13 protein-coding genes are annotated in these 12,711 nt (G+C 42.8%); 2 read left to right on the top strand and 11 right to left on the bottom strand.

Features of this window, described 5'->3' with window-relative positions; genetic code table 11:
• Positions 1 to 599: 599 nt before the first annotated feature.
• Positions 600 to 3,365, top strand: a complete 2,766-nt coding sequence (gene ppdK / locus HNP35_RS22825; protein ID WP_184167877.1) for a pyruvate, phosphate dikinase — start codon at positions 600 to 602, stop codon at positions 3,363 to 3,365.
• A gap of 212 nt (positions 3,366 to 3,577) precedes the next feature.
• Here the strand turns inward: ppdK and HNP35_RS22830 are convergent, their stop codons facing one another.
• The 9 genes from HNP35_RS22830 to HNP35_RS22870 all read right to left on the bottom strand — a co-directional run bounded on the left by HNP35_RS22830 (position 3,578) and on the right by HNP35_RS22870 (position 9,992).
• A complete protein-coding gene (locus HNP35_RS22830) occupies positions 3,578 to 3,916 on the bottom strand; it encodes a helix-turn-helix domain-containing protein (protein ID WP_184167879.1) in 339 nt (112 codons plus the stop codon).
• Positions 3,913 to 4,224, bottom strand: a complete 312-nt coding sequence (locus tag HNP35_RS22835; protein WP_184167881.1) for a hypothetical protein — start codon at positions 4,222 to 4,224, stop codon at positions 3,913 to 3,915. Before HNP35_RS22835 ends, HNP35_RS22830 begins: the two co-directional genes overlap by 4 nt.
• Before the next feature lie 12 nt (positions 4,225 to 4,236).
• A complete protein-coding gene (locus HNP35_RS22840; protein WP_184167883.1) occupies positions 4,237 to 5,274 on the bottom strand; it encodes a hypothetical protein in 1,038 nt (345 codons plus the stop codon).
• A 24-nt stretch (positions 5,275 to 5,298) separates the two neighbouring features.
• Complete coding sequence (locus tag HNP35_RS22845) at positions 5,299 to 6,468, bottom strand: hypothetical protein (RefSeq protein WP_246453661.1); 1,170 nt, start codon at positions 6,466 to 6,468, stop codon at positions 5,299 to 5,301.
• A 12-nt stretch (positions 6,469 to 6,480) separates the two neighbouring features.
• Positions 6,481 to 7,317: a conjugative transposon protein TraN gene (traN, locus tag HNP35_RS22850; RefSeq protein ID WP_184167885.1), complete on the bottom strand. Its 837-nt coding sequence runs from the start codon at positions 7,315 to 7,317 to the stop codon at positions 6,481 to 6,483.
• Between the two features lie 8 nt (positions 7,318 to 7,325).
• Entirely contained in the window at positions 7,326 to 8,615 is a 1,290-nt protein-coding gene (traM, locus tag HNP35_RS22855) for a conjugative transposon protein TraM (RefSeq protein WP_184167887.1), read from the bottom strand.
• Between the two features lie 52 nt (positions 8,616 to 8,667).
• The gene (locus tag HNP35_RS22860) at positions 8,668 to 8,988 is read right to left on the bottom strand and encodes a hypothetical protein (RefSeq protein ID WP_184167889.1); all 321 of its coding nucleotides are present in this window, start codon (positions 8,986 to 8,988) and stop codon (positions 8,668 to 8,670) included.
• 80 nt (positions 8,989 to 9,068) lie between these two features.
• Entirely contained in the window at positions 9,069 to 9,692 is a 624-nt protein-coding gene (traK, locus tag HNP35_RS22865) for a conjugative transposon protein TraK (protein ID WP_184167891.1), read from the bottom strand.
• Between the two features lie 12 nt (positions 9,693 to 9,704).
• The gene (locus tag HNP35_RS22870) at positions 9,705 to 9,992 is read right to left on the bottom strand and encodes a hypothetical protein (protein ID WP_184167937.1); all 288 of its coding nucleotides are present in this window, start codon (positions 9,990 to 9,992) and stop codon (positions 9,705 to 9,707) included.
• A gap of 21 nt (positions 9,993 to 10,013) precedes the next feature.
• Between HNP35_RS22870 and HNP35_RS22875 the strand changes: the two genes are divergently transcribed.
• Positions 10,014 to 10,502 (top strand): prolyl oligopeptidase family serine peptidase, encoded by a 489-nt coding sequence (locus HNP35_RS22875; protein WP_184167893.1) that lies wholly within the window; start codon positions 10,014 to 10,016, stop codon positions 10,500 to 10,502.
• A 62-nt stretch (positions 10,503 to 10,564) separates the two neighbouring features.
• Here HNP35_RS22875 and HNP35_RS22880 read toward each other — a convergent pair whose 3' ends face one another.
• Both HNP35_RS22880 and HNP35_RS22885 read right to left on the bottom strand, forming a co-directional pair.
• Positions 10,565 to 10,849, bottom strand: coding sequence for a DUF6520 family protein (locus HNP35_RS22880; protein ID WP_184167895.1), 285 nt, complete (start codon positions 10,847 to 10,849; stop codon positions 10,565 to 10,567).
• Positions 10,850 to 10,947: 98 nt separating this feature from the next.
• Positions 10,948 to 12,465: a MauE/DoxX family redox-associated membrane protein gene (locus HNP35_RS22885; RefSeq protein WP_184167897.1), complete on the bottom strand. Its 1,518-nt coding sequence runs from the start codon at positions 12,463 to 12,465 to the stop codon at positions 10,948 to 10,950.
• Between the last annotated feature and the right edge of the window lie 246 nt (positions 12,466 to 12,711).

The raw sequence follows: 12,711 nt of genomic DNA on the forward strand, positions 1-12,711 counted from the left end.
ATAACGAACTTATCCGCTCGAAAAAAAAAATCTTAAAATATATTTTTTTAAAATTTTTAAAGAAAAAAACTCACTTGACTTAATATAATATGGTCAAAATGACTGTATTATTTCAGCTCACTAGATTTCAGCGATTCGCAAAAAATGTTAGTTTTACACTTCAAAACCAACAATTTGTAAAATCATAAAGTTTTAAGGACCTGAAGCTTCAAATGTGACAAAAGACACACAACAGCCAATTTAGATTATATAATTTCGTCCTCAGAATAAGAGTTATTTCTTGTGAATCTCTGAATTACAAGTTGAAATCAGAAGTTAATGAAATGACTAGTGTTTAAGGATATTACTGCTATTACAAAAAACCACGTATGCTTAACCACACCCAAAATTCAGAAAATGGCAGTTTTCGGGCTATTCTGCAATTTAGCATCTCTTCTATTTATTTGAAAAGATAAGGTTGCTTATTAAATGATGGACCAATAAAGAATTGCCTGCCAGCAGTTCTTTCCATATTAGCTGAGATTTTTTTTTACCCATTCTACTATATCGATTTCGTTAAATCAACAAACTCAAATTGAGAAAGAAAAAAAAAGAAAATTATGACCAACCAAACTCAAACCATTTTTACATTCGGCAATAAGCTGGCGGAAGGAAACGCATCAATGAAAGAGCTGCTCGGCGGCAAAGGCGCCAATCTCTGCGAAATGAATTTAATAGGAATACCCGTGCCGCCCGGATTTACCATTACAACTGATATGTGCAGGCTGTATCACAGCAGCGGAGAAAATCAGGTTTTGGAATTTATGTTCAATGATCTTTTCAAGGCCATGCAGTTTATAGAGGAGCAGACCGGAACCAAATTCGGCGATGCCACTAATCCATGCCTTGTTTCTGTCCGTTCAGGATCCCGCGTCTCAATGCCTGGAATGATGGACACAGTCCTGAATCTGGGATTGAACGAAAAATCAGTTCAGGGCTTAATTGACAAGACCGGCAACGCCAGATTTGCATGGGACTCCTACAGGCGATTTATCCAAATGTATGCTGCCGTGGTAATGGGCGTCAAAGCAGCTACTGACCAGGACGAGGACCCTTTCGAAAACATTATACAGGAAGCAAAAAAAGCAAAAGGAATTAAGCAGGATAATGACTTTACGGCTCAAGACCTAAAAGAAATTACTGCCCGCTTTAAAGAGATAGTTAAAAAGGAATCGGGTAAAGACTTCCCATCGGATCCCTGGGAACAGCTTGGGGGAGCTGTGATTGCGGTATTTAACAGCTGGATGAACGACAGAGCCGTATATTACCGTGAACTAAACCACATACCGCACCACTGGGGTACCGCGGTAACCGTTCAGGCCATGGTATTCGGAAATATGGGCGACCATTCTGCAACGGGCGTTGCTTTTACACGGGACGCTGGTACCGGAGAAAATCTCTTTAACGGAGAGTATCTCATCAATGCCCAGGGTGAAGATGTGGTGGCAGGCATCCGCACGCCCAGACAGATCACCATTGAGGGTTCCAAGAGATGGGCCGCTTTGTGCGGCGTGACTGAAGAAAGGCGAAGCGAAGAATTTCCTTCATTGGAGGAAACTATGCCTGACTTATTTCGGCAGCTGGCAGAAGCCGGCGCGATTCTCGAATCCCATTTCAGGGACATGCAGGACATAGAGTTCACCATCCAGGAAGGAAAACTTTGGATCCTTCAGACCAGAAACGGCAAGCGCACCGGTGCCGCCATGGTAAAAATGGCTGTAGATATGCAGCAGGAAAACCTTATCGGCCAGCAGGATGCAATAATGCGAATAGACCCCAACAGGCTGGATGAGCTGCTTCATCCCATATTTGATCCATCGGCCGCATTAAAATGCAGAGAGCTTGGCCAAGGACTTCCCGCCTCGCCCGGCGCAGCTTCCGGCCGTATGGTTTTCTCTGCCGCTGATGCGCAAAACTGGACAGCGGACGGCGAGCAGGTTATCCTGGTGCGCACAGAGACTTCTCCTGAAGACTTGAAAGGAATGGTGGTAGCAGAGGGTATACTTACTGCAAGAGGCGGCATGACATCGCACGCCGCTGTGGTTGCCAGAGGGATGGGAAAATGCTGCGTGGCTGGAGCCGAAGCCGTAAAAATTGATTACAAAACGAGAACAGCTCTATTTGGCGGCGAAATTCTCCAAGAGGGAGACTGGATATCGCTGGACGGATCTACCGGCAGAATCTATAAAGGCAAAATTAAAACCACCGAAGCCGAACTCAGCATTGACTTTGACCGGCTAATGCTTATGGCAGACCTGCATGCGCGCATGCAGGTGAGGACTAACGCGGACACTCCGCAGGATGTGCAGACCGCAAAACGTTTCGGCGCTAGAGGAATCGGACTCTGCAGGACCGAACATATGTTTTTTGAAGATGGCAAGATTACGGCGATGAGGGAAATGATTCTTGCCGAGAACGAGGACGGAAGGCGAAAAGCGCTTGCCAGACTCCTGCCTATGCAGCGAAGGGATTTTGAATCGATTTTCAGCACTATGGACGGACTGCCGGTTACTATACGCCTGCTTGATCCTCCCCTTCACGAGTTCGTGCCGCACGAGGACAGCAGCCAGAAGAGACTCGCGGACCAGATGGGAATTTCCCAAAAGACGGTCAGGGAAAAAATAGACAGCCTGCATGAATTTAATCCCATGCTGGGACACCGCGGCTGCAGGCTTGGCAACACCTATCCTGAAATTACCGAAATGCAGACCAGAGCGATTTTGGAAGCAGCTTTAAACCTGAAGAAGGAGTGCATTATAAGCAGGCCTGAGATTATGATCCCTCTTACAGGAACTGTTGAAGAAATGGAGTTTCAGAAACAGATAATAGAGGCAGCGGCTCAAGCCGTTTTCGATGACTATAATGACCGCATTGACTATCTGGTAGGCACTATGATTGAGGTGCCCAGGGCAGCGCTTACTGCCGATAAGATTGCAGAGTCCGCCGAATTCTTTTCCTTCGGCACCAATGACCTGACCCAGATGACCTACGGCTATTCGCGCGATGACGCCGGAAAATTCCTGCCCCTGTATCTGGAGAAAGGCATATTAAAACACGACCCATTCCAAATACTGGATCAGGAAGGCGTCGGCCAGCTGGTCAATATTGCTGTCAAGAAGGGGCTTTCTTCACGAAAAAACCTGAAAATAGGAATCTGCGGCGAGCACGGAGGCGAACCCGCTTCTGTAGAGTTCTGCCATAATGCAGGGCTCCATTATGTCAGCTGCTCGCCCTACAGGGTGCCGATAGCAAGGCTGGCTGCAGCTCAGGCATCCATTAAGCAAAAAAGGGCAGAAACTGAAATGCTGGAAAAACTCCAGATATAAAACCTCCCACAATTTACAGAACATGATTTTAAGCCAATAATCATTTTTTTTTAATTTAATTGTTTCTTGATTTTCATTGCAATTTCCGGATCTTGTCCTTCATGGAGCCGCAATGAAAGAAAAGAGCTGTCTTATTAGGACAGCTCTTTTTGATTTCTCCACAATCAAACATTTTAATCTTTTTATGCCATTACAATGCCCTGCAGTTTATGTTACCTTGCTGTGTTGCTTCTCTGCTCAATTTCCCTTCTTATTTCCGAAATGGTTTTTATCCTTCCCGATTTAATCCAGTCCAGCAGTTCGGTTTTTATAAAATACAGTTTTTTGCCCTGTTTGTTTACCGGTATTTCATTGCGGCACACTTTGGAATAAATGGTGGCCACTGAAAGGTTAACCAGCTTGGAAGCTTGTATGATAGTGAGAAGTTCCGGATCGAAATCCTCAGAATTGCGGCCGTTTCTGATTTCCTTTACCATGCGCTCGATATTTTCCATGCGCATGGCAAGAGTTCCCAAAATATTAGGAAGATCTTCAAATGTGAATGGTTTCATGACGCTGTTATTTTACGTATCTCAAAATCAAAAAAATAAATCCTGCTGCCCCTGGTTTTCTTAAAAGAAGGCTCATAACGCAGATAGCCGTACTCGTGAAGTTCCTGCAGACATTTATGATAGGTCTGCTTGGAAGATATCTTGGCTACAGGCGAGAGCTGCACCCTGAAAATTTCAATTGGATTGCTGAATTCCCTGCCAGCCCGAAAACAGAGCAGCGCAGTATAAATGGCAATATGCGCGCTGCTGATCCGAAAATCTTTTTCGATTGCCGAAAAGAAATCGGTTAAGGGTTTTAGATTTTCCATAAGACACCATTTTTATTGGATCCGCACAGCTCTTTTATTCTTCTGCCTTACATTCTTCTTTGCTGCGCCGGTTTTCTGCTTCTCATTTTTAATGTTTCTTCCCCTGAGGGCCGAAAGGTTAATTTTTTTGAGATTCCCATCATAAATATCCACCGTCTTAAACTGCGGATTGGCGGTCAGCGTAAAGCTGTACTCTCTTTCCTTTACTTCCAGGACAGCGGTCACGGCTTCTCCATTTCTCAATGCCTTTTCCAGCTCATCAATCTTATCTGCATTTTTATCTTTTAAAGGCAGCCTTTCAATGGCATTTTTCAAATCAAATCCGTAATCTGAACGGAATTCTTTGATTCGGTACGAGCCTTCAGCATTTCTGTCATTAAGGTCAAGCTGGATATAAGATCCGTCCTTCTCAACGGCTCTGCCGCTTAGAAGATGATACGCTTCCCTTGTATTATAGGACGTTGGGACGTTTCCGAAAAAATGCTCTCTGAAACTCTCAGAACTGCTTTCGTAATGTAAAGACGTCTTGAATCCCTCAAAGCTGTAGCCACCAGAAATATCCTTGACAAACAGCAGCTGATGATCCATATGTTCCTTTTCATTCTCATAATTGGAAACTAAAACGGTAAACCGGTCCCTGCCTGATTCCAGTTCCTGCAGCATCTTTTCTCTTGGAATTTTAAATCCTGCACTTTGAACGGCATCAAACAGCTTTTCCCTGCTTTTTAGAGATTTTTTCTGAAATGAAGCGGAATGCCGGTCTTCAGCTGTCAAAATATGAAATGTTTTTCGCAGCAGATGAACAAATCTGTTGGGATAAAGCACCTTCTCCAGTTTTTCCTTCTCAATCTGAATCCTTTTTAAAAGATATAGTTCGTCAGGATTCTCCGTTGCTTTAAACTTCGATAGCAGATAGGCAAAATGTTTAACCTTCTCAGATAGAAGCGGGCTGTCCTTTACATCATCGGATGGGAACAGTATTCCCATTCTTTCTTCGCGGGCTTTGAATTCAAGCATCTCCCGTTCCACTCTGTTTGAAAACTGTTCCATAATCTGATTTTTTATTATTTGCTTTTACAGGGATGCTCCCTGTCTTCGCGACTGCTTCTTTTTCTTCCCGCCCGCCTCTTCGGATTCGCCCTCTGTGTCTTGTCCCTTTTTAACTTCCTTGGAAACGCCTGCAGACTGCGACTCGCTTTTTTTCTGATCTTTGCTCTCACGATCGTTGATGCGCTGCATGCTGGAATCATACATTTTAACGGTTTTAAACTGCGGATTGGCTTCCACAAAACGCTTTCTTTCCTCACCGTTAACCACCACGGTCACCGACTGGATATTGCCTTTTTTAAGGGAGTTTATCAGATCTTCCTTAAATTTGGGCGTCTCAAGTTCTTTTATGGAATGCTTTTCCAGCGATGCTTCGAGATTGTATCCGTAATTCTGATGGTAGTGCGTCATTTTAAAGTTGCCGTTTGCCTCTGCGTCCTTGAAATTTAAAGACACCCACGCATTGTAGCCCTCTCCCTGCTTATTGACCAGATCCTTGTTTACCGATCTTCCTTCCAGCAGGTTGAAAGCCTCTTTCATGGTGTAATTGTTCTCTTTGCCCACATAAAAAATCTGCTCCAGGCTATGTGGCTCACCTTCCTTATGAAGCATGGCCTTATAGGAATTGAAAAAATAGAGGTCGCTCTGGTCTGACTTTTTGAAGTTGAGTTCCGATTTGAGTATGCCGCCCTCAAAATTTGCCTCGTGGGAAATCATAAATTCCTTTTCCCCTTTTTCCAGCTGCTCTTTCAATGCGGGCTGCAGCGCTTCCCCAAAACCAGTGTATTTAATCTGGTCTGCTAAAAAATCTAGATTTTTCTGATTCATAACCGTAGTTTTTAAATTAATTTCTTCCGTTTGGTTCTTTTCTATAAGCTGCTTTGCCGCTTGCGTGAGATCAAGAACCTTATTGATTGCATTATGCAGGCCGCTGTCCATAACCGTTTTTAAGTCACGGTGCAGTTCGGCTGTGGGCATGCTCTTAAAATACTGCTTCCCGTCAGTCATTACGAAACAGTATTCTCGGGCGTCCATTGAACTCCTGAAAAACTCAACGCTGTCGGCATCGCAAAGCTTGTGCACCGGAAATGCTGCATGGGTGTATCCGAGAATTTTGAATTGTTCCACTGCTGAAATCATAAATTCTATTTCATCCGTATTTAGCTTCAAACTAAAATTATCGAGATTATATGACATTGCTTGGAGGATTTACAGCGGAAATATTTTACCGGCGAAACTTCCTTTAATGTCCACCTCAAGATGTCTGCCTCCATTATTTTCGATAAGCTGGATCGTCAGACACCTCTGCTCCGGTATTGTAAATTTCGGCAGCGCATACACAGCAGCTGCTTCAGATTTATCAGCAACAGTTTTCAGTTCGTTCAGTGCAAAGACGGGCATGATCTCAATCTCCTGCGATGCTGTGCGTCTGGATTTTTTCTGGTCCCTGATGAAAAAACGCAGCTGGTCGATCTCATAATTTATTTTAGATGCATTCTCAACTGCCAGCCTGAAATACATTATGTCGTCGTGAATGAATATGCCGCTCACTGTGAGCTTCATCTCAAATTTTGATCGCTTCAGCCCGTCTAGCTTTTTCTTTTTTGACAGTGCAAGCCCCGCAAACTGTTCAATTTTCTGCTGGTTTTCAATTTCCGCCGGAAAGGCTGCACCATGATTGGCTGCCGTCCGATTATCTATGGCAATATTCAGATCAGGGCAGTCGTCATTATAATTCAGGACAAAGACATAAAATCGGCTGTCCGCAGTCACCACAGTAAGATTGGTTTGGACGAAGCCTTTTTTGCCTGCTTTGACCAGCAGGATATTTTCGACCCCTTTCGCCTTCTGCACCAGTATATCCCCACTCCCTTTATCCATGCTTTTGATGGCATAGGGAAAAACGATGCTTGTTGTTTTATAAAAGCTGATCTCCAGACTCTTAATATCGGTGGAAGGATCTTCATTTCTGGAAACCGGCTGTCCAAGGAATGGAGCAGCGTTTAAAAGCAGCATTGCAAAAATTATTCTCAGTATTTTTTTCATAGTGTCATCTAATTATCATATTTTTGTTTTTCATCATAGAGCAGCACCCGGTATCCGGCTTTGACTGCCACTTTCACCAGTTTGACTTTTTTGCTCAGCAGGCTCTTTGCCGCTTCAACGCCCATCCCCGCGGCCTGGGCGCCCCATGAATCGCTTACGCCTGAAAGTCCTATGCTCTGCATGGAGCGGTCCGCTGAGGCTTTCGCCACATCCCTGTCAATATTCCCTGGAATGCAGATGCCTTTTATGCCGTCCAGATCGTAGACCTGGAGTTCGACGGGCAGTATGGAATTCTGATAACGGACTGCCTCAATTTTGATTTCAAGCCTTTCACCTTTTAAGGAAGCCGTTCCGAATACAAACGTATTACGGGGTACCGGCACTCCATTAAGTGAAATATCCCCCGTAAGCCTTATCTTCACAATCGAACCGCTGGTCAGAGTCTGCGTCTCATGCACCACTGCCGGCAGCGCGTTCTGACCGCTATCAGTATTCTTTTCATCTTCAAAAGAATAAAAACGGTTTTCCGCAGGCTGTGAAGAAAGGTTTAAAGATGGCTGCAACAGGGACGAGTTTTCATTTTTTTTGTCCATGCTTACGGAATAAACATTTTTCTGCCTGTCCCTGCTGTTTTTCCTCAGCTTTTCCTGAACGCGTTCGGGGTACTGTATATCCAAAATATTTTCCAGCATCCCTCCCAGCTGCGCCAATTCGGGATCTGGCTCAGACGGCGCATTCATCGCCGCCATCAGCTGTTCCAAGTTTTTCATTTCCGCCGATTCGCCGTAAGGCGGTTTCTGGTACTGGAATTCTCTCATGTCCTGATCATGTCCATTTACCGTAGGAGGTTCTGCAATTGCCTTCTGGAGCGCCTGAAGTTTCTGGTACATCCTCTGCTCATTTTCCGGCTTTAAAAAACCTTTGTTAAGTCCGCCATTTTGGCTTGTCATTGAAGTTACATCCGACTCAAAAGAGCCGCCAAATTCAAGATTACTATCGTCTGCCTTACTTATCGAGTAATTGGGATCTTTTTTCTTCAGCTCCTCCAGTTTCAATGAATCCGATGATGCCTTATCATAGTAGCTCATTTTATCCAATGAAGAATCCTCCTTTAACTTTGGGTTTGGAAGCAGCATATTAAATCCCGGTTTCTTATCTGCCGAAAGCGCTGTTTCTTTTCCTTTGCCTCCACCAAGAAGCCAGAAGAGGATTGTTATAAATGGAAGTACAAGCAGAGGAAGCGCCAGCATCATCTTGCGGTTGTTTCGGTCTTTCACCGAAAGGATCTTATTTTCCATGATTTCTTATATTATAGTTAGCTGTATTATTCTCTGAACACTCTGCAATCTCTTAAAAGCCTTCAGGCTTTGAATTGTAATTCTTATCCAGATCGGATGAACCGGATTCATGCACTATACTGTCTATACGGCTGTTCAGGCCGGAATGAATATCCTTCCTTTTACGGGAGAGTTCCGGAAAATCCAAAACTTTGCCCTGTTCCCGGCAGACAGGCTTAATGACCGATATTCCGTCAATTTTAATAGATTCGGTGCGGTACAGCAGTAAGCTGCTCGTTATTTTGTAAAGACAAAAAACGGTTCCGGCAAATATGAATATGATCAGACAAATCCGAAGCTGTGATTTGGACAGCTTTTCTGTTATCCCAGTCATTTTCGTCACCCACCAAAATCTGATTATAAGATAAATTCGTGAATCCCTATTAATCTTTTTACGTCTTCTAAATAAGCTGCTCATGGTTTTCTGCTTACAGTTCCAAGGTCTTTATTCTCAATTGTATTAAATCGCTCAATGAGAAAACCGTGCGGGTTATTATCGCTCCTTGAAACATTCCGGAGAGTTCCCTCCGTAATAAGGTTTCTGCTTAAAATGCTGGTTGTTCTAATAATGCTCTGCCTGGAAAAACATTTAAAGCGGTAGGGATATTCATTAATATCAATTTTTACGCTGTCTACAACAATTGTCTGGCTTATATTTCCTGATATAATTCCGGAATAATAACTGTTTTCTTTTAGATCATCATAGATGCGCTTAACCGAATTGTCGGCCAGATACAGTGCTTTTGTCACATTGGCCTTAATCACTTTATCATCAGGATCAAGGCTGAAGAAATATTGGTGAAATGTCTTTATATGATCCCTTGCCTCAACCGGCACGTTATCTTTACGGTCTGAGGCGTATGCTTCCAGCGCTTTTCCGTTTGCAAGGATATAAACCTTATCCTGCATCAACGCCACAGAGCTGAAACTTTTATAAAGCGCATAACATGTAATGACCGTACTGCCTGCAACGACCAGAATTGTAAATCCTCGTACATGGCGGAAAGCCGTATCTATATTTTTCATCTTGCTGAACATAACCGAATGCTTTTAATTTTTAGAATTTCCTTTGAGCTTTTCGCTCATGTAGCTGCCCTTCTCTTCAAAATAAGGAGAAGAGGCCGATGAAGCGGCCATGCTCTGCCTCATTTCTCCCGCAGCATTGCCCATCGTATCCATTACCATCCCTGCTCCAGTTGCTGCTCCGCCGATTACAGAAGAAGTTGAGCCGCCAAACAGACTGGTCACTTTCTGCCCCAGAGCGCTTCCGCCTGAAGCGTGTACAATATAGTTGGCAACGGAAGGAACAGTAAAATACCCTACAATGCCTATAATCATGAAAATCAAGTAGCCCGTCTTGTGGGCCACTCATTCGGAGGATATGAAACTGCCTTTGCCATAACCCAGACCCCACTATTTGCTGCGGCAATTGCCGGGGGAGCGATAACGGATCTGAATAGTTTTTATCATACTATAAACAGCAGCTCCGGCAGATCTGAAATGTGGCGTTTTGGAACAGAGCAGTGGTCCATGCGCAAAACACCATATGAGGCACCTGATTCCTATCTATCCAACTCTCCGCTGACACACGTTAAGCAACTACAAACTCCTCTGCTATTATGGGCAGGAAAAAATGACTGGCAGGTGGATACGCATCAGAGTTTAGAATTTTATTTGGCACTGCGCAGGCTTGGCAAAAAAGGAATTATGCTTTTGTATCCGAATGAAATGCATTCATTATCAAACCCTGTAAATCAAACCGATCTTACTGACAGAATTTTGCAATGGTTTGATTTTTTCCTTAAAGGCAACAAGCCTGAAGACTGGATCGAGAAAGGAATTCAATAAACTGTAAATCAAAACAATGCAGTGCCGTTTTGGCACTGCATTGTCTTTTTTAGTGAAACATTTTAATTTACGGGTTTGTACAACGGGATTACACAATTGTTGGATTGATTGTCGTACGCCAGAGGGCCAGTTGTACCGCTAATGTGACAGAGAGGATTAATTGGGTCATCATCACAGTCTACTGCGATGTTTCCGCATTTTCCGTTAGCAAGGGCATTAAATCCCTGTCTGTACGAAACGCTGCTTTTCTTTGAAGCGCTCTGCATCGAAGTAGTGGCAAAAGCCCCTGCCAAAGCCAAGGCGATTACCCCAGCTGGCAGCATGTTTTTGAAAAATAAGGTTTTCATAATATTAATTTTTTATATGAATGTCTGATCTACTTTTTTCTACAGGTTTTCGATCTCTCTCCTGACACCGGCCGGTATTTCTTTCCAAATAAAAAATACTATCGAGACAGCATTTCTTTTTTGATTATCTGATTGAATCTGTATACAGCCAAACGACTCCCGATTAGCGCATACAAATTATTTTCTGTTACTGCAAAAGAATTAAGTTTCATGTTCCCAATATTATAAATGGGAAAGCTGAGAAGGTATTTATTGGTTTTAAGCTCATATACATCAATTATACAGGCGCGTTCCCAAAGTTTATTGCTTTCGTAGCTCCCTTTGATCTTGGAGTTCACAAATAGTAGATTTTTATATACTGCCGCATTCGCGTTTACAATAAATGATGGCGCTGACATCGCGCGTTCGGTATCATCATTAAGAGACGCAACTTTTATTTTCGCATGTTTTATGGTATCAATAGTATGCCCCCTGTAGGATAAACCACCTTTTTGATCGGCAACGATAAACTCATTTCTGTAGTAGTAGAGATAAATTATTTTTCGCAGCTCAGAACTGTAGAGCAGTATCCCATCAGTATCAAATATACCGTCAACCTGCTTTTGAAGCAGATCTCTGCAGTAGATCGTCTTAGTAACAGCTTTCTTGTTAAAAACGCCAATTACATTTGCCGCATTTTTCGCATTATTAGATCTGAATACCAAACTATTATCATCCACTGCCACAGCTCTGGTAAAGAATGGAATTCCATTAAATTCATCATTTATTTTCCAATTCTTTATGCTTCCCGTCAGGTAGACTGGAACACTGCCGTCAAATAAATAAAAAGACGAGTCACGAACCATTACCGTAACTTTCTTAAAGTATATATTTTCCGCATCCAAGGTAATGTTATGGTATTGCTGTTTATAGTTACTTTGATCTATAGATCTAACGGTAGCGGGCGTAGTAAAATTACCAAGATAGAATTTGCTAAGGTCTGAACCCGCAAAATAATAAGAGTTATATTTTAGATCTATTTCATGTACATACTCCGCAGGATGTGAAGGAAATCGTCTGATAAAAGGATTGTCCTCATGCATTATTTTTTCAGAAGAAATAAACAGTGCAACAACTGCAACGATACTAGCTACAGCCAAGAAACCGATTTTCATTATTACGCTTCTGAATTTTAAACCATGTGACGTAATATCATTTGAGCCGCGTCTAAGTACAATTGCCCCGGCTGCAAGAAAAACAAATAAAATATTAAACGCAAGGTGTGCATTCCAACTCATTTTAGCTAGAACACCTCCGCAGGAGCACGGCACAAAGGAACTGAAGTGAAGGATAATAAAAATATACGAAGTGAACATTACCATAAGACTAAAAGCGGCAAATAAACCAAATAGCCTGAGTCTTGGGATGCACAGCAGTATTGCAATTGTGATTTCAATAATTGGAACCATGTATGATACCCATCTTGCATAAGCGCTTAAAAGCGGCGACTGTCCCAGCTGCACCTGAAAATTCTCAAAATCCAGAATTTTGCTTACCGCCGCATAAACAAAAAGCAGCACAAAAAGCATGCATATAATTTCAATGATAATGTTGCGTATTTGAGGTTTAAGAGTCATAGGATTAACTGATTAGACATGTAACAAAATGCGTTTAGAAAAAAACATAAGCAAATGTAAATCAGTATTTTCGCATAAAACATATCAAAATCACGGATAAATTTTTCCAAATTAAGGTTTTTGCCCTAAAACCGCCTCTGAAAGAAAAAGCGCGCTGCAAATCGGCTAGATTTGCAGCGCGGCGGGGACGCATTTCGTCATAAATGCAGGCAGCGAGAACTGCCTGCATCAAACTTTAAAAAATAA

This window comes from Flavobacterium notoginsengisoli, from assembly GCF_014207905.1.
Taxonomy (GTDB): domain Bacteria; phylum Bacteroidota; class Bacteroidia; order Flavobacteriales; family Flavobacteriaceae; genus Flavobacterium; species Flavobacterium notoginsengisoli_A.

What these genes read in the sequence shown, in the direction of transcription:
- HNP35_RS22860 (WP_184167889.1), bottom strand. Translation starts at nt 8,988, where the DNA reads ATGACTGGGATAACAGAAAAGCTGTCCAAATCACAGCTTCGGATTTGT.
- traM (WP_184167887.1), bottom strand. Translation starts at nt 8,615, where the DNA reads ATGGAAAATAAGATCCTTTCGGTGAAAGACCGAAACAACCGCAAGATG.
- ppdK (WP_184167877.1), top strand. Translation starts at nt 600, where the DNA reads ATGACCAACCAAACTCAAACCATTTTTACATTCGGCAATAAGCTGGCG.
- traK (WP_184167891.1), bottom strand. Translation starts at nt 9,692, where the DNA reads ATGTTCAGCAAGATGAAAAATATAGATACGGCTTTCCGCCATGTACGA.
- traN (WP_184167885.1), bottom strand. Translation starts at nt 7,317, where the DNA reads ATGAAAAAAATACTGAGAATAATTTTTGCAATGCTGCTTTTAAACGCT.
- HNP35_RS22845 (WP_246453661.1), bottom strand. Translation starts at nt 6,468, where the DNA reads ATGTCATATAATCTCGATAATTTTAGTTTGAAGCTAAATACGGATGAA.
- HNP35_RS22880 (WP_184167895.1), bottom strand. Translation starts at nt 10,849, where the DNA reads ATGAAAACCTTATTTTTCAAAAACATGCTGCCAGCTGGGGTAATCGCC.
- HNP35_RS22835 (WP_184167881.1), bottom strand. Translation starts at nt 4,224, where the DNA reads ATGGAAAATCTAAAACCCTTAACCGATTTCTTTTCGGCAATCGAAAAA.
- HNP35_RS22870 (WP_184167937.1), bottom strand. Translation starts at nt 9,992, where the DNA reads ATGATTATAGGCATTGTAGGGTATTTTACTGTTCCTTCCGTTGCCAAC.
- HNP35_RS22885 (WP_184167897.1), bottom strand. Translation starts at nt 12,465, where the DNA reads ATGACTCTTAAACCTCAAATACGCAACATTATCATTGAAATTATATGC.
- HNP35_RS22830 (WP_184167879.1), bottom strand. Translation starts at nt 3,916, where the DNA reads ATGAAACCATTCACATTTGAAGATCTTCCTAATATTTTGGGAACTCTT.
- HNP35_RS22840 (WP_184167883.1), bottom strand. Translation starts at nt 5,274, where the DNA reads ATGGAACAGTTTTCAAACAGAGTGGAACGGGAGATGCTTGAATTCAAA.